Origin of the sequence: Leucobacter sp. NPDC015123 (assembly GCF_043080205.1) — a bacterium.
Lineage (GTDB): Bacteria > Actinomycetota > Actinomycetes > Actinomycetales > Microbacteriaceae > Leucobacter > Leucobacter aridicollis_A.
The window spans coordinates 480,358-496,471 of the sequence record NZ_JBIBVH010000002.1; the positions used below are offsets into that span (position 1 = coordinate 480,358).

At 65.4% G+C, this 16,114-nt stretch carries 16 protein-coding genes and 1 tRNA gene; 9 read left to right on the top strand and 8 right to left on the bottom strand.

Going from position 1 to position 16,114, the window contains the following annotated elements; translation table 11 throughout:
* Positions 1-78: 78 nt before the first annotated feature.
* Together ACF07D_RS06000 and ACF07D_RS06005 are read right to left on the bottom strand one after the other, a co-directional pair.
* The gene (locus ACF07D_RS06000; protein WP_391504269.1) at positions 79-1,209 is read right to left on the bottom strand and encodes an ABC transporter permease; all 1,131 of its coding nucleotides are present in this window, start codon (positions 1,207-1,209) and stop codon (positions 79-81) included.
* Complete coding sequence (locus ACF07D_RS06005) at positions 1,206-2,105, bottom strand: ABC transporter ATP-binding protein (RefSeq protein WP_391504270.1); 900 nt, start codon at positions 2,103-2,105, stop codon at positions 1,206-1,208. Before ACF07D_RS06005 ends, ACF07D_RS06000 begins: the two co-directional genes overlap by 4 nt.
* A gap of 143 nt (positions 2,106-2,248) precedes the next feature.
* On the opposite strand from ACF07D_RS06005, the gene ACF07D_RS06010 reads away from it, so the two are divergent.
* A complete protein-coding gene (locus ACF07D_RS06010) occupies positions 2,249-3,559 on the top strand; it encodes a sensor histidine kinase (protein ID WP_391504271.1) in 1,311 nt (436 codons plus the stop codon).
* Positions 3,556-4,266, top strand: a complete 711-nt coding sequence (locus ACF07D_RS06015; RefSeq protein ID WP_391504272.1) for a response regulator — start codon at positions 3,556-3,558, stop codon at positions 4,264-4,266. The genes ACF07D_RS06010 and ACF07D_RS06015 overlap by 4 nt, the downstream gene beginning before the upstream one ends.
* A gap of 73 nt (positions 4,267-4,339) precedes the next feature.
* Here the strand turns inward: ACF07D_RS06015 and ACF07D_RS06020 are convergent, their stop codons facing one another.
* The gene (locus tag ACF07D_RS06020) at positions 4,340-5,395 is read right to left on the bottom strand and encodes a biliverdin-producing heme oxygenase (RefSeq protein ID WP_391504361.1); all 1,056 of its coding nucleotides are present in this window, start codon (positions 5,393-5,395) and stop codon (positions 4,340-4,342) included.
* 175 nt (positions 5,396-5,570) lie between these two features.
* Here ACF07D_RS06020 and ACF07D_RS06025 point away from each other — a divergent pair, with 175 nt between their 5' ends.
* From ACF07D_RS06025 to ACF07D_RS06035, 3 genes are all read left to right on the top strand, one after another.
* A complete protein-coding gene (locus tag ACF07D_RS06025) occupies positions 5,571-6,794 on the top strand; it encodes a serine hydrolase domain-containing protein (RefSeq protein WP_391504273.1) in 1,224 nt (407 codons plus the stop codon).
* Between the two features lie 93 nt (positions 6,795-6,887).
* A tRNA-Gly gene (locus ACF07D_RS06030) sits at positions 6,888-6,961 on the top strand.
* A 228-nt stretch (positions 6,962-7,189) separates the two neighbouring features.
* Positions 7,190-7,705, top strand: coding sequence for a methylated-DNA--[protein]-cysteine S-methyltransferase (locus tag ACF07D_RS06035; protein WP_255808522.1), 516 nt, complete (start codon positions 7,190-7,192; stop codon positions 7,703-7,705).
* On the opposite strand, the gene ACF07D_RS06040 is transcribed toward ACF07D_RS06035, so the two are convergent.
* Positions 7,702-8,370 (bottom strand): TrmH family RNA methyltransferase, encoded by a 669-nt coding sequence (locus tag ACF07D_RS06040; protein WP_255808523.1) that lies wholly within the window; start codon positions 8,368-8,370, stop codon positions 7,702-7,704. The genes ACF07D_RS06035 and ACF07D_RS06040 overlap by 4 nt on opposite strands.
* 60 nt (positions 8,371-8,430) lie before the next feature.
* Positions 8,431-9,600, bottom strand: a complete 1,170-nt coding sequence (locus tag ACF07D_RS06045; RefSeq protein ID WP_255808526.1) for a MalY/PatB family protein — start codon at positions 9,598-9,600, stop codon at positions 8,431-8,433.
* Between the two features lie 429 nt (positions 9,601-10,029).
* On the opposite strand from ACF07D_RS06045, the gene ACF07D_RS06050 reads away from it, so the two are divergent.
* Together ACF07D_RS06050 and ACF07D_RS06055 are read left to right on the top strand one after the other, a co-directional pair.
* The gene (locus ACF07D_RS06050) at positions 10,030-10,698 is read left to right on the top strand and encodes a winged helix-turn-helix domain-containing protein (RefSeq protein ID WP_119282655.1); all 669 of its coding nucleotides are present in this window, start codon (positions 10,030-10,032) and stop codon (positions 10,696-10,698) included.
* Between the two features lie 104 nt (positions 10,699-10,802).
* On the top strand, positions 10,803-11,501 hold the full coding sequence (locus tag ACF07D_RS06055; RefSeq protein ID WP_391504274.1) for a DUF4870 domain-containing protein: 699 nt from the start codon (positions 10,803-10,805) through the stop codon (positions 11,499-11,501).
* Positions 11,502-11,560: 59 nt separating this feature from the next.
* Here the strand turns inward: ACF07D_RS06055 and ACF07D_RS06060 are convergent, their stop codons facing one another.
* The 3 genes from ACF07D_RS06060 to ACF07D_RS06070 form a co-directional block, all read right to left on the bottom strand.
* Complete coding sequence (locus ACF07D_RS06060) at positions 11,561-11,929, bottom strand: TIGR02611 family protein (protein WP_391504275.1); 369 nt, start codon at positions 11,927-11,929, stop codon at positions 11,561-11,563.
* A gap of 106 nt (positions 11,930-12,035) precedes the next feature.
* Positions 12,036-12,746 (bottom strand): hypothetical protein, encoded by a 711-nt coding sequence (locus ACF07D_RS06065; protein ID WP_119282653.1) that lies wholly within the window; start codon positions 12,744-12,746, stop codon positions 12,036-12,038.
* On the bottom strand, positions 12,736-13,566 hold the full coding sequence (locus ACF07D_RS06070) for a FadR/GntR family transcriptional regulator (RefSeq protein ID WP_391504276.1): 831 nt from the start codon (positions 13,564-13,566) through the stop codon (positions 12,736-12,738). The genes ACF07D_RS06065 and ACF07D_RS06070 overlap by 11 nt, the downstream gene beginning before the upstream one ends.
* A 155-nt stretch (positions 13,567-13,721) precedes the next feature.
* On the opposite strand from ACF07D_RS06070, the gene ACF07D_RS06075 reads away from it, so the two are divergent.
* A complete protein-coding gene (locus ACF07D_RS06075; RefSeq protein ID WP_391504277.1) occupies positions 13,722-14,807 on the top strand; it encodes an ABC transporter ATP-binding protein in 1,086 nt (361 codons plus the stop codon).
* An 83-nt stretch (positions 14,808-14,890) separates the two neighbouring features.
* A complete protein-coding gene (locus tag ACF07D_RS06080; RefSeq protein WP_391504278.1) occupies positions 14,891-16,072 on the top strand; it encodes an ABC transporter substrate-binding protein in 1,182 nt (393 codons plus the stop codon).
* Positions 16,073-16,114 lie beyond the last annotated feature (42 nt).

The window sequence follows — 16,114 nt, forward strand, 5'->3', positions numbered from 1 at the left end:
CGGAACAGCAACCGCGCAACGACGAAGCGCCCGAGGGATCACTCCCCCGGGCGCTTCGTCGTATGGCTACCGCCGCGGTTAGCCCTTAATCGCGTCAGCGAGCTTCACGCGGGCACCCGTGCGCATGATCGAGTTCTCGTAGATCCTGGAACCGGCCCAGAGCACGATCCCGATCGAGATCACGAGCACGCCGAGCGACACGATCGGCTCCCACCACGCGGCGTCTCCGAAGTAGAGGCGCATCGGCATCGCGGTCGGCGCCGAGAACGGCACGTAGCTCATCACGCTGAGCACCTGCGGGTTGTCGAAGAAGAAGATGATCAGGAAGAACGGGATCATCACGAGCATCATGACAGGGCTCGTCACCGAGCCGATGTCTTCCTGCCGCGACACGAGCGCGGCAGCCGCTGCGTACATCGCCGCAAGCAGCACGAAGCCGAAGGCGAAGAGGATCCCGAACCAGATGAGCGCGGTCCCAAGCTCCCCGAGCAGGATGTCTTGCCCTGTCGCGAGCATGCCGACGGAGGCGAGGGCAAGCGTCGCGACGACGGTGCCGAGCGCGAGAATGCTGTTGCCGAGGATCTTGCCTGCGAGCATTGTGCGCGCGGAGATCGTGGCGAGCAGGATCTCGACGATGCGGGTCTGCTTCTCCTCGACGACGCTCTGCGCGATCGTCGTGCCGAAGGTGAGGGCGGTCATGTAGAAGACCATGCCGAAGCCCATCGCGATGAGGTAGCCGAGCATGAAGCTCGTCTCACTCGGGTCGAGCAGTTCGATTGTTGGGGACGCCGAGAGCGCCTGGACGAGGTCGCCAGGTGGGCTGTCGTTCGCGATGACAGTCAGGCCAACAGGCGTGTCTCCGCCCGAGACGATTGCGGCCTCGACGTCGCCGTCACGAACGAGCTTTTCGGCAGCCGCGCGATCCGCGACCTCGGTCACTTCGAACCCCTCGGCGAGGCCGCTCGCAGTCTCACCAGAGACCGTCCCCTCGGCGACGGCGATCTTCGTCGGCCCGCCGAAACCGCCGTTCTGCGAGACGAGGCCGCCAATCACGACGCCGGCGAGCACGACAAGCAGCAGGATCGCCGTCGAGATTAGAAACGCCTTACTGCGCAGCCGAGTCATGATTTCGCGCTCGGCGACGATCCAGGCGCCCTGCGGGGCGCTCAGCTGGCGGTGGCTAGCTGTCTGCTTCAATGTGTCGGTCATCGGACTACCTCCTTGAAGATCTGGGCGAGTGACGGGGTGACAGGGGCGAAGCTCTTCACCACTGTCGCGTCGCGCTGCACTGCGAGGGCGAGCACTGCCTGTGCTGCTTCGTCGCTGTCGGCGTCGAACCTTGCGAAGCCGCCGTCGAGGTGCGTCACCGAGACGCCCGGCTGCTCGCGCACCCAACCGGCGTCGGCGGCTGGCCCGGCGAGCTCGAGCTCGAACACACGCCCAGCGTGCTCGGCGCGGAGGCCTTCGCGGGATCCCTGCGCGCGGATCTGGCCGCCGCCAATGACAACGACGTCATCGCACAGGCGCTCCACGATGTCGAGCTGGTGCGACGAGAAGAGCACTGGGGCGCCCTTCGCCGCGTAGTCCTGCAGCACCCCGAGCACGACCTCTACAGCCATCGGGTCGAGGCCCGAGAACGGCTCGTCGAGCACGAGCGCGATGGGCTCGTGGACGAGCGCTGCGGCGATCTGCGCGCGCTGCTGGTTGCCGAGCGACAGGCCCTCGAGGTTGTCGCCCGCCCGCTCCGCGAGTCCGAGCCTGTCGAGCAGTGCGGTCGCCGACTCGCGTGCCGCCGCCGTCGACATGCCGTGGAGACGGCCGAGGTAGACGAGTTGTTCGAGCACCGCCATCTTCGGATACAGCCCGCGCTCCTCGGGCATGTATCCGATGCGCGCGCGATCGCCAGCCGTGATGGGCTGACCGTTCAGGCTCACAGTGCCGCTGTCTGCTGAGAGCACACCGAGCAGGATCCGCATTGTCGTCGTCTTGCCGGCGCCGTTCGCGCCGACGAAGCCTGTCATCCTGCCGCTCTCGACGCGGAAGCTCACGTCGTCGAGCACCTTGCGGTCGCCGAAGCTGCGGGAAATTCCTACGATGTCAATCATCTCGCTCCTTTCGTTGCCACCAGGCTACGGGGAGCGAAGGGCCCGCCACCTCCCCCACACGGCTGAATCTGTCGCGCCCGGAACGGCGCCACTCAGCCACCAGGTGGAGGTAACGCCTCCGCCGAGCGCCTACGCTTGAAATCATGAGAGCGCCTTCACCCCCAGCCGCGCACGCGCAATGGGCGCGGCCACGTCCGGGCCGCGCAGATCTCCGCGGCGACGCACTGCTGGCCCTTGCACTCGCAATTGGGGCGACGACAACGTCGCTGCTCTACGCTCGGACAGGCATCTACGAAGAGCAGCCCGCCCTGTGGCTCTGGGTCCTCGGGCTCGCGCTCTGCACGCTCCCGCTCGCGGCCCGCCGCGTCGCCCCGATCCCAGTCGCGCTCGTCGTCGCCGCCGGGTTCTTCGTCTGCGGTCAGTTCGGCGTGCCAGAGGTGCTCGTCATCAACATCTGCCTGTTCATCGCGATCTACACGGTGACCGCGTGGGAGCCGCGCCGCACCCTCGCAGCGTGGAGCCTCATCGCGATCACCGCGGCGATGATGATCTGGCTCGTCGTCTCGCTCATCATCGCTTCCTCGTCGACAGAGGACTTCCTGGGCGCACCTCGCTACGGGATCTTCTCCGCATACGCTACGTTCGCCGTGATCCAGATCATCACGAACCTGCTCTACTTTGGTGGCGCGATCTGGTTCGGTCTGCGCGCCTGGCGGGCTGCACGCACCGCGACGAAGCTCACCGCGCAGGGCAAGGAGCTCGACCTCGAACGCCAGACCAGTGCAGCGCAGGCAGTCGCGCTTGACCGCATCGCGGTCGCCCGCGAGCTTCACGACGTCGTCGCGCACCACGTCTCAGTGATGGGGATCCAGGCAGCTGCTGCACGGCGAAGCCTCGAGCGGGACCCAGAGCAGGCTGCCGCGGCTCTCGCGGTCGTCGAGGAGAGCGCGCATGCGACAGTCGAGGAGCTCCGCCGACTCGTGCACACCCTTCGAACGCCTGAGAACGAGGATAGTTCGAGCACCGTCGGCATCGCCCAGCTCTCGGTACTCGTTGAGGAGTCGCAGGGAGCGGGCGTGCCAACAACGCTCATTGTCGCGGGCACGCCGCGGCCGCTCCCGATGCTCGTCGATGTCACGCTCTACCGCGTAGTGCAGGAGGCGCTCACGAACGTGCGCAAGCACGCTGGGCGGGGCGCAGAGGCCGCGGTGCGCCTGCGCTTCATGGATGACGCAGTAGAGGTCGAGGTAACCGACGACGGCATTGCACGCCGCCTCACGAGCCGCGGCGTGCGGGCGTCTGACGCCCCCGCTGGCACAGGGCTTGGGTTGCGCGGCATGCGCGAGCGCGTCGGTGCGGTTGGCGGCGCGATTTCGGCAGAGCGGCGAGAACGCGAGGGCTTCATGGTGCGCGCCCGAGTCCCGCTCTCCAACCGGCAGGTGGTGGCCGCATGACGGGACTCGCACCTTCGAGCCCACCGGTTCGGGTGCTGCTCGTCGACGACCAGGCGCTCGTCCGTTCGGGGTTTCGCATCATCCTCGAGTCTGAGCCTGACATCGAAGTTGTCGGCGAGGCGGAGACCGGCGTGCAGGCGATCGCGCTCGCTGCCTCGCTCACCCCCGACGTGATCTGCATGGACGTCGAGATGCCTGAGATGAACGGGATCGACGCGTCTCGCGCCATCCTCCAGGCGGAGGGCACGCTCCCGGCAGTACTTGTGCTGACCACGTTCGGGCACGACGAGTACCTGTTCGACGCCCTCGCCGCGGGCGTGAGCGGGTTCCTACTGAAGACGTCGCGGGCAGAGCAGCTCATTGAGGCCGTTCGAGTCGTGGCAGCTGGCGGCTCGCTCCTCGGCCCAGAGGTCACGGGTGCCGTGCTCGCTCGCGTGCGCAACGCGGAGGCGCCCGAGGCTACCGAAGTGCCAGCCGCGAGCGCGAGCCCCGACGACACGCTTGAGTCGGCGATGGCCACGGCGGGCCTCACGCCGCGCGAGCGAGCTGTGCTTCTGTTGCTCGCAGAGGGCCGCACGAACGCTGAGATCGCTGGCGAGCTCTTCCTCGGCGAGGCGACAGTGAAGACTCACGTCTCAAACGTTTTGCAGAAGCTCGAGGTACGCGACAGACTCCAGGCGGTCGTCTGGGCGCACACGCGCACCTAGCTGCACACCGAAAGGCGGGTCAGGATCGGTGATCCTGACCCGCCTTTTCGCTCGCGTGGGAGAGCCGAACGACCTACGCCGCGGCCTTCTGCTTTGCGAGGTCGACAAAGACGGCGGTGTTGAAGCCGTATGCAACGCGCACCTCTTCGATCATGCGCTGCTGCTCGTCTGCGCTGAGCGACTCCCCGAGGCTGTCGAGGCCATCGCGGTAGGTCTCCTTGAACGCTTTGAGGTCGCCGAGCGACTCGAAGTTGTAGAACTCAATGCCAGCGCCATCGAAACCGTGCTGGCGCGCGACTCGCTTAGCGATGATCTGGCCGCCCGACAGGTCTCCGAGGTAGCGGGTGTAGTGGTGCGCCACGATCCCGGGGAGCCAGCCCTCTGCCGCGACCTCGCGGATGCGCGCGGCGTACTCGGCGCTCGCGGGCACGGGGGTGATCTCGTCGCGCCAGTTCGCGCCGAGAAGGTGCTCGAGGTCAACCTCGAGCGTTCCGAGGCGCACGAGCGCTGCGGGATGCAGGGCAGCGTACGCAGGATCGGCGGCGAGCTGCTGCGAAGCCTCTTCGAGTGCCTCGTACATAAAGAAGTGCTGGATGACGAGGTCGATGTAATCCTGCTTCGTCGCGACACCACGCATGATGTCCTCCATGAAGTTCGCGCCCTCGCTACTCGAGTGATCGGACCACGAGCTCTCACGGATGACACGAGAGAACGGCTTGGGGCCGTCAGCCTCGGGTTCGGCCGCGTGCGGGTTCGCGCCATGCGCGTGCGGGTTCGCGCCGTGCGGGTTCGCGCCGCCGTGGCTGCCGTGCTCGTGGCCACCAGCTGGCTGGTGCTCCTCGCGCGCAGGCACACCAAGCTTCGCGCAGGCGGCCTTGTACAGCTCGACGACCTGGCGACGCACCTGAGGGCGATCAGTGATTGGGGCGGTCGGCCACTCAACGCGCAGGTCGTGTTCCCCCTGCGCGTCAGTCACTCGCCACATCCCGGCGCGCTCGTCGAGGCCCACCATCGTGCTCGCAGTCGCCTCGGGGTAGCCGAATGCCTTCGCGATGAGCAAACTGTCATCGACGTGGTCATCATTCATGTGGCCCGTAACAGCAGAAATCACTGCGGCATCAAAATTCATCACATCTTTCATTCTACGCTCTTGTCGCGTGCAATGAGACTGAGAGTTCCACAGCGCCCCGCGGCGCTCAGCGACACCGAGACTTGCACGGAGTATCATCGAATTTCGTGCTCCCGCGCGCCCGCGGGTCGAGATTGGCGGTTTCGTGTTTTCAAGAGTCAAACGAGTTGGCCCAGTGGCGGCGCTCAGCATGCTTGCTGTGGTTGGCCTCACCCTGACCGCCTGCACCGGCAGCGAAGCCGGTACCGGAAACTCCGACCAGAACACTGTGAGCCCCGAGCTCGCAGCCGCCGTCGATGACGCAGTCGCGAACGCGCTTGCGCTCAGCGGCTCGACGGAAGCCGTCGTAGGCGTGTGGCAGGGCGACGACAAGGCCTACGTTCGCGGCTACGGTGAGGGCGTCACCGCTGCGACGACATTCCGCGGCGCACAGGCCTCACAGCCAGTCATGTGCGCGCTGTTGCTCGACCTCGTTGGCAAAGACCAGCTCGCCCTCGGACGCCAGGTATCGAAGGACCTGCCCCGCCAGGCAGGCATCGCCGACATTACCTACGCGCAGCTCTGCGACCAGACATCGGCGCTCGCCGACTTCAAGGGTGGCTTCACGGAGCGATTCACGAACAACCCCACCCGCTCGTGGCCCGAGCAGGAGCTCATCGCAAACGGCCTCGCCCGCTCGCCGCTCGCTTGGCCCGGCAAGAATGTCTACATGTCAGACACAAACGCAGTGCTGCTCGATCGCGCGATCCGCCTGAACGAGAACCGCGACACCTACGACCTGCTGCAGGAGCACGTGTTCGGCCCCGCCGGCATGACGTCGACGTCGTACCCTGACAACTTCGCCGAGACCGAGATTCCGGCGGGCAGCATGACGCCGCTCACCTACCCGAGCGCCGACAACAAGCCTGTGTGCGATGCTGGCGCTACGGAGATCACCGCACTCTCACCGACGATGATCCGGGGCGCGGGCGCGACGCTCACGACAGTCACTGACCTCAAGGATTTCTACACGAAGTACCTCTCGGGCGGCTTCGGCGACGAGAAGGCGTCGAAGCACGTGACCGAGTTCCAGCCTGCCAAGAACCCAGATCGCGACGAAGAGGGCAACCCGAAAGAGGAGCCCGACACCGCCGGAACTCAGATCGGCTTCGGCATCGAAAAGGTCGGCCCCCTGCAGGGCCGTGCGGGCGCGATGACCGGATCACTCACCGCGGCGTACGCTGACCCAGAGACTGGGCTGTCTGTCGTTGTTGCGCTGAACAACTCATCCGCTGGCGCCGCGTTCTCGCAGGCTCTCGCCTTCCAGCTCGCCGCGATCTCGGGGGCCGAGCTCCCGTGGTCGGCCGAGGACCAGGGCGGCCGGCTCTCTGAGCTCGCCGTCTGCCAGCCAGAGGGATAGTTTCGACCCGGAGTGTCGTCTCGGTGGCGAATCGGCACTCCGGATTCTGCTACGCTCATATCGGTCGGGCTTTTGCCCCGACTTGCCCCACCCGGGGCCGTCGTCTAATGGTAAGACATCAGCTTCCCAAGCTGAGAACGCGGGTTCGATTCCCGTCGGCCCCTCCAGTATTGCCATCGCTCGGCTTCGACTTCAGCTGCGATTTGAGCCGAAGAGTCGCGAAAGGGACTCCGAGGCTCGCTCCGCTCCACAGCGCACGCTTTCGCCGTTTCCAGGCCCTGGGATCGCCCGAAGGTATGCCGGTTTCCTACAGCTGCGTCATATCTTGTGCCGATCCCATGCGGAGCGACTGATGACCCGGGTTTGGCTCGGCCCACCGCATTACAATTGGCGCCATGAGTTCGAGGCACGGCACCTTCACAACGTCCCTTGGAGATCTGCTGTTCGTCGCCGAGGGCGATGCGCTGACAGGCGTCTACTTCCCTGAGCACCGTTACCCGCCAGAGCCCGAAGCAATCGGCGAAGATCTCGGCACCGAACCGAACGATCCAGTGCTCACGGAGGCAGCACGCCAGCTCCGGCAGTACCTCGCCGGAGACCGCGTCGAGTTCAACATCGCTCTCGCGCCGCAAGGCGACAACTTCTCGCAGCAGGTGTGGGCGATGCTGCAGCAGATTCCCTACGGCACCACAACAACCTACGGCGAGCTCGCCGCCTCCCTCGGCAACCGAGCGCTTGCGCAGCGGGTCGGCCAGGCGGTCGGCCACAACCCTGTCAGTGTCGTGATTCCGTGCCACCGAGTGCTCGGTGCTGACGGCTCGCTCACCGGATTTGCCGGCGGGCTCGAACGCAAACGGACCCTGCTGGCGCTCGAGGAGCCAGCGGCCGCAGACGCAGGGCGGCTGTTCTAGCCCAATCGCGGCACCTGGGCAGAGCGGGCAGTCACCCATGAGTACATCGCAACTGCCGCGGCGGCCGAAGCGTTGATCGAGCGCGTCGATCCATACTGCGTGATCTCGACGACGGCCTCAGCCGCAGCGATCGCCTCATCAGAGAGCCCGGGGCCCTCCTGGCCGAAGAGCATGACGCAGCGCTCCGGCCAATCGAACGTCTCCATCGGTACGCAGCCAGGCACATTGTCGATCGCGATAATCGGGATGCCCTCACCCCGGGCCCACTCCACAAGCGCTGCGATGTCCTCCCGGTGTTCGACGTGCTGGTAGCGGTCGGTCACCATCGCGCCGCGCTTGTTCCACCGCCGGCGACCGACGATCTGCACGCTATCGGCGGCAAACGCGTTCGCGCTTCGCACGATCGAACCGATGTTCATGTCGTGCTGCCAATTCTCAATGGCCACGTGAAACGGGTGGCGTTGCTCGTCAAGGTCGGCGACGATCGCCTCCATCCGCCAGTAGCGGTAGCGGTCGACGACGTTGCGGGTGTCGCCGTTCTCGAGCAGCTCTGGGTCGTAATGGTCATCGGTCGGCCAGGCCTCCCGTCCACCCGGCCACGGGCCAACGCCCGCGGTAGTTCGTTCGGGGTGGGTCTCTGGGACAGGCAGTGGGGTCTCGCTCACGCGTCCATTCTCCCAGGCCAGCGAGGGGGCAGGCACCGCGCGATCAAGGCCCTCGCGCAGCTAGCGGGACCCGAACGCCTCACCCATACGCTGAATTGCCTCGCGCATGAGCGGGCGCGGCATCGCGAAGATGAAGCGCACGCTCCCCACGCCTGCGGCACCACACGCACTGCCGTCAGTGAGCCCAACCCCGGCGTGCTCCCTGAAAAAGTCAGCAGGGTTCTCGAGTCCTGTCTCACTGAAGTCGAGCCAGCCTACGTATGTCGCCTCGGGATGTGTAAGTTTCACTCCTGGGAGGTGCGCCGCGACAAGATCGACGAGCTCGTCACGGTTTCCTTGCAGATAGCTCAACACTTCGCTGAGCCACTGATCGCCGTGCTCGAACGCAGCTGCGCTGCCGACAAGCCCGAGGGTGGCAGTCCCCCGGCCCGCCCAGTACCCAATCTCATCCATTGTCGCCTGGTCCGCGGGATTCGAGACTATGAGCTGGGCGCATTTGAGGCCCGGGAGGTTCCACGCCTTCGAGGCCGCGGTCGCGGTGATGGTGTGCCCTGCAGCTACATCGCCGATCGTCGCATATGACACAAGCTCGTTGCCCTCGAAGACGAGCGGAGCCCAGATCTCATCCGAGAATACCCGGCCCCCGTTGCGATCAACGAGATCGCAGATCTCCTGAAGCTCCACGCGCGTGAACACGCGCCCGATCGGGTTGAAGGGGTTACACAGCACGAGGATGCCGCCGCCGGCGTCGAACGCGTCTTGCAACGCCACGATGTCGAAGCGCCAAACGCCGCCCTCATTCCGCAGCGGAACCTCGATCACCTCGCGCCCGAGTGACTCGGGGACTGAGAGGAAGGGCATGTACGACGGTGTGGGGACGATGATTTTCGAGCCTGGCGCTGAGAACTTCGCAATTGCGATCTCGTACGCGGTAATGACGTCGGGCACTGGGAACACCTGCTCGGCTGTCGCTGACCAACCGTGTAGCCTGCGAAGGCGCGCGGCCGTCGCCTCCTGCAACTGCGCCCGATACTTCGGTGGTGTGTAGCCAAACGCCCCCTCGTCGACCGCCGCGTGCAGGGCCCGCTGAATAACTGGCGCAACCCCAAAGTCCATCTCGGCGATAAACGCTCCCATGATGGCCGGATCGGCCCACTTCGTTCCGCCAATCTGTCGCAGGTCCGCCGCGGTCGTGGCGTCTACACGCGCAGCAAACGACTCAATACTCATCGCAGTGTGTCCCTTCACAGGCCCGACGGCCTGCTCCCCATTCTGGCGGATGCGGTGCAGAACCGACCTGACTGTCGTGCCGCGTTGAGCCAGGATCCTCACCCCCGGTTCGCTTGAGATCACATCAATTCGTACTTTTCTTCTTGACACCGGGCGAAACGCCCGCTTAACTTAGCGTCATGCATACTTTCGTTCGCACCCAGTCCGCCTCCGAGGTGAACTTTGGGATGACCGGCATGATGATGTCCGGTCGCGACGGTATGTGCTGCCGAATGTGCAAGTAGCCGACACACACGACTCCACCACTTCTGGCGCCCAGCATTCACGGGCCGCGCGATAGTTCTCATCGCGACGTCTGCCCCGCTCGGGAAGCCGCACCCCATTCGCAGCAATGCTCCACTTCGGAGCACACCAAAGGACTTCATCATCATGGCTCTCACCGCCACCCTTCCCACCCAGCAGACCGTCACCTCGCCCGCCGCTCAGCCGCGAGCGACTGAGAACGAGGTTCGCGGCTTCGCGCTGTACGTCGGCCTCTCCGAGGACAAGCTCAACTCTTCCGATCCGTCAATCGGCGCAGTAGTGAGCGAGATCAAGCGCCTCGTCGCTCAGCTCGCTCCGAACGCCGAGACGTACGCGGCCGTTGCGCTCGCCCCTGAAGGCACCGGCGGTCGCGACGTCGATGTCGTTCGCCTCGCGCTTGGCGACCCCGCCGCCGCTCATGCGCACCGCAAACCGCAGCCAAGCGCTGACCGCGCGGCGAGCGGCGTGGTGCTCGACCTTTCGCGCAAGCGCGTGCTGCTCGACAACGTCACTGCGAACCTGACATTCCGTGAGTTCGAACTGCTGCAGTTCTTGGTGCTCCGCGAAGGTCGCACTGTGGGCCGCGACGAGATCATCGACACACTGTGGGCAGACGCCGAGGGCGAGGAAATCCCGAGCGCCCGCACGATCGATGTGCACGTGCGCCGCCTGCGTGTCAAGCTCGCCCACTACCAAGACATCGTGCGCACGGTGCGCGGCACGGGTTACCGATTCGACCGCCACGCAGACGTCTCGATCCTGCCCGCTTCGTCACCAAGCCCAGATTTCATCTAGGCCAGCCCCGGCGTTCGCTGTAGTCTCGAAGTACCGCATTGTGGGTCGTCAGTTGACGGCGCGCAGAATCGTGCGCACGCAGCAACACGAAGGAGAAGGCTCCGATGACTACGCTTCCCCCTGAAGATAACGAGCAGGTGCCAGGCACCGTGGGCGATCCGTCCGCCACACCGCCTGTCGACCCGTCGGCTCCCGCTGCCGCGCCTGACGCCCAGCAGCCGACTCCGCCAGTGAGTTTTCCCGAGCCGCAGCAGCCCGCAGCACCGCAGCAGCCTGGAGCTCCGACGCCCCCTCCGGGCTACGGCGCCCCGCAGCAGCCCGGATACGGCGCGCCAGGGCAGCCGGCGTACGGCGCCCCGCAGCCCGGATACGGCGCTCCACAGCAACCCGGATACGGCGCTCCACAGCAACCCGGGTACGGTGCCCCACAGCAGCCCGGATACGGGTACTACCAGCCGCAACAGGGACAGCAAGACCCGCTGCCGAACCTCACGGCGAGCTACTGGCTCTCGGTATTCTTCCTGTTCATTCCGGCGCTCATCTTCTACCTCATCGAGAGCCCCCGCGCGACGCCACAGGTCCGCGCGCTGCACGCGGCGAACCTGAACTTCTCGCTGCTGCGCTCGGCCCTGTTCGTGCTTGGCTGGATTCTGACAATCGTTCCGATCCTCGGCCCGATGCTCCTCGGCCTCGCGCACCTCGCCGGCTTCATCTTCCACATCATGGCAGCGGCGAAGCTCAACGAGACCTACCGCAGCGGTGGCGGGGATCCGTTCCTCTTCAACATTCCGATGGTGAAGTAGCGACAGGCACACTCAACGCCGAAGGGCGGCAGAGCTCAGACTCTGCCGCCCTTCGGCGTTTATGCGTCTGTGAGGCCTGGGCCCGCTGACCGTGCGCGCTTTGCAGCGCGGGACGCACGCCAGGCATTCCAGCGTTCCCAGAACCGTGCGAGCGCGCGTCTGAGCCACCCCAGCATCCGTCGGGCCCAGTGATACTCGGAGCCGAGCACAGTCAGTCCAAGGAAGACGATCAGCCACCCTGGGCCCGGTAACGGCACAAGGATCAGCCCGACGATGACGATAAGCCCACCGAGCACCGTAATGACGACCCGGTAGAGCGCATCGAGCCACGGATACTTCCGGATCGCGGCGCGCCAGCGCGCCATAAACCGGGCGATGGGCTTCCCCAATCGCTGCGCCTTGTCGGCGTCGTCTTCCGGTCTCGTCACGGTTTCGAGCGTATGCGTTTCGGCTTGAAAACTTGCCTGTGGCTCAGGGTTCGGCAAGGGTCGTCTCAGGGGTGCTTCAGGGGTGCAAGAGCGCCCCGCGTTCGGGCTACTTCGGGGCAACGAGCGCGAACGGGTAACGCGCTGATCGCACTACGTTCAGAGACTCGTCTCCAGGCTCGGAATCGTCGGAGCCGACACCCCGCATGCGGTCGCCAGTCTCGCGATCCGGGTCGGTTGACACGACGACCCTGCCGTGCGCGTTCACGAGTGCGGCGCCAGCAATCCCACGGATGCTTGGGAGCAGCGACTCTTCGATTCCGGCGACGAGCACGTCGGCGCAGGCAACTCCCCAAAACTCGCCATCAACAACGACTGGGATCGCCGAAGTAAGGGTGATCTCGTTTGAGCACAGGTAGTCGACGAACGGGCCCGCGATATGCGGCTCACCCGTCTGTTTGGGCACCCGGAACCACTCGAGCCTTGCGAGATCGATAACGGCCTGGCCTGGTCCAAACGTCGACGAGGCCAGCAGGTGCCGATCGGCTCCCTGCCACCAGGCGAGCGGGTTGCCCTCGGCGACGACAGCCGCGCTGCCGCAGAAGCCAGCGCCGTAGAGCGGGCGCTCCTCCGCGTCGAGCACCCCGAATGCGCCGTCGCGTGTGAGCTCGGCGAGCGCCGGACCTGTCAGCGGGAGCTGAGCGGCCCGCAGGTCGCGCTCGAGCTCAGGCATCCAAGCCTGCAGCGGCGCGAACACGCCGTCGAAGAAGGCGTCGACCACGGCAATGCCATCGGCCAGTTGATTCGCGTCACTGCTCATCTCGATTCTCCCGTTCGCGTCGTCTGCGTCGCGCCTCAAGTGTGCCACGAAGATCGGAATTTCGGGAACCCGCGTGCAGATCGGCGCGGAAGGCAATGAGCCAGCGTACCGAACCTCGAACACTTTCACGTACCGCCGAGCGCGCCGCCTGCACGTCGCCCGCCCGCGTCGCCTCGACCTGCGCCACAATCGCGGCGTGCGTGTGTTGTCGCGCCTCGTCGTCGAGGTTCTGCAACGCGAGCAACGGGGTGAACTCGGTCTGCAGCCTAACATGCTCGTTGGTGAGCCGCACTGACTGACTGAGGGCAGCGAGCTCGAGCTGCACCTCGGTGATTCTGCGCCGCCATTCGGCTGTTGGCGCGTCGCCCGACTCCGCGAGCACGTCTGCGACGATCTCAAGCTCCTCTGCGGTGGCGCGGAGACACGCATACTCGGCGCAGGCGGCGGAGACGACCTCGTAGTGCACGCCGAGGTCGGCGATCGCGACTCGTGATTCTGCGAGCAGCGTGCGCGCATTGACCTCCTCAACGGCGGCGGGGCTTGGTCGCACGAAGCTGCCGCCGTTTCTGCCACGTCTGGTCTCAATGAGGTCGCGGTGCCGCAGTTCGCTGAGTGCCTCGCGGACGGTGACGACTGCGACACCGAGGAGCGTCGAGAGTTCGTTTTCGCTCGGCAGCCGCTCACCCTCGGTGAACGCACCAACTGAGATCGCTTGCACGAGGCGCGAGACCACCATGTCTGTGCGCCCCTCCTCGCCGATGGGGGCAAATGCCGCCGTTCGCAGTCGACTCGGGGTCGCACCGTGCACTTGTGTGGTCAAGGGCGCGCCTCCATTCAGGGGCCGGGATTGAGCCCACGTACTTAAGCGTAATCAAAACGTGACGCCGAAGATGAGTTTGTGCTTAAAACATCTAATCCCCTATGTTATTGTTCTAACCAACCTGATCGACAACGACGTTGAGGAGCAGCGGCATCATGCCCCACACACCAAGCACCGAGCCCACAAGCGCAGTTTCACTGCGCGGCGTGCACAAGCATTTCGGCGATGTCACCGCGGTGAAAGACCTCAACATCGAGATCCGGGCCGGCGAGTTCTTCTCGATGCTCGGCCCCTCGGGCTCTGGCAAGACCACCGTGCTCCGCATGATCGCCGGCTTCGAGGAGCCGACCTCAGGCGAGATCCTCCTCCACGGAACAGACGTCACCCGCGCGGCGCCGTTCGACCGCGAAGTCAACACCGTGTTCCAGGACTACGCACTCTTCCCTCACCTCACCATTGCCGAGAACGTCGCCTACGGCCTGAAGGTCCGCGGTGTCTCGAAGACGGAGCGGGCCCGGCTCGTCTCAGAAGCTCTCGAGCAAGTCCGTCTCGGTCACGTCGCGACTCGGCTCCCCTCGCAACTCTCGGGCGGTCAGCGCCAGCGCATCGCGCTCGCCCGCGCGCTCATCCTCCGACCAAAGGTCTTGCTCCTCGACGAGCCCCTCGGCGCGCTCGATAAACAACTGCGCGAACACATGCAGGTCGAACTCAAGCAGATCCAACGCGAAGTCGGCATCACCTTCATCTTCGTCACCCACGATCAGGAGGAAGCGCTCACGCTCTCCGATCGCGTCGCCGTGTTCAACAACGGCAAGATCGAACAGGTCGGCTCGCCCCGCGAGGTGTACGAGTTCCCAGAGACCGAGTTCGTTGCAGGCTTCCTCGGCGTCACGAACCTGCTCCCCGCAGAGCTCTCACTCGCACTCCTCGGCGAATCAGCAACGCACAGCCTCCGCCCCGAGCGCGTGCAACTTGCTGACCCGACCGCGCCTGTCGAGCCGGGCACCGTGGCGATTCCTGCAACCGTCGCCGAGACCGTGTACGCGGGCGCACACACCCGCTACCTCCTCGACACCGCCGATGGCACTCGCATCATTTCCGAGAAGCAGAACTCGCACACGCCACGCACCGAGGCGAGCATCCGCCGCGGCGACACCGTGAGCGTCCGCTTCGATCGGGGTCACGCGACCCCGATCCCCACCGCGCAGGCCCCTGCGGCGAGCGCGCCGCAGCCTGCCTGACCCGCGCCTAGCAGGATCCTCGCCTCTCAACGAGCCCTCAGTCCCCTCACGAAACCACACTCATCCCCTACAAAGGAGTACCGATGAACAAGAAACTACTCGCCGCACCGATCGCCATGGCGGCGGTGCTCGGCCTCGCCCTCACGGGTTGCTCGACAGACGGCGCCCAGCCCGACGGTGACGGCGGTCTCCAGATCGACGTCCCCGAGGTTCCGATGATGGAAAAGCTCGGTGACACCGAGAAGGAGCTGAACATCGTCGCCTGGTCTGGCTTCGTTGAGCCAGCCTGGGCCGACAAGTTCACCGCCGACACCGGTTGCGTCGTCAACCGCAAGGTGGCGGCAACCTCCGACGAGATGGTTCAGCTCATGCGCACCGGCGAGTACGACCTCGTCTCAGCCTCTGGAGACGCGAGCCTCCGCCTCATCGTCGACGGCAACGTGCAGCCACTGAACACCAAACTCATCCCGAACTTCGGCGACGACATCGTCGAGGGAATGAAGGGCCAGCTGTACGACACGCTGAATGGCAACGTCTACGGTATCCCGATCGGCCGTGGCGCGAACATCCTCGAGTACAACAGCGAGGTCGTGACTGAGACGCCCGACAGCTGGAGCGTAGTTTGGGAAGAGGACAGCCCCTACGCCGGGAAGATTGCCGCTTACGATAGCCCCATCTACATCGCTGACGCGGCGATCTACCTCATGGAGCACCAGCCCGACCTCGGCATCACCAACCCGTACGCCCTCGATCAGGATCAGCTGAAGGCCGCGACCGACCTACTCAAGCAGCAAAACAAGATGGTCTCGGAGTACTGGTCGCCAGCAACCAACGTGACGTCGTTCACAGGCGGCAACTCGGTCGTCGGAACCTCCTGGGAGGTGCTGCGCAAGGCGACGCAGGACGACAAGTTCAAGAGCGTCCTCCCCAAGGAGGGCGCGACAGGCTGGTCTGACGCGTGGATGCTCGCGACAGACGCGAAGAGCCCGAACTGTGCGTACGCGTGGATGGACTACACATCGGCTCCTGACGTTAACGGCGCGATCGCAATGAACTTTGGCATGGGCCCAGCAAACGGCGCATTCTGCGACATCAGCGACGAGGCGAAGGCGCACTGCGACTACTTCAACGCGACCGATGAGGAGTACTACAAGCAGGTGTGGTTCTGGACGACCCCGATCGACCAGTGCCTCGATGGCCGCACCGACGTGAAGTGCACGAACTACCAGGACTGGACGAACGCCTGGGCGACAGTCAAGGGCTAGCAAGCCCAGCGGGGCGCCCACGGGCGCCCCGCACCCCCTCTT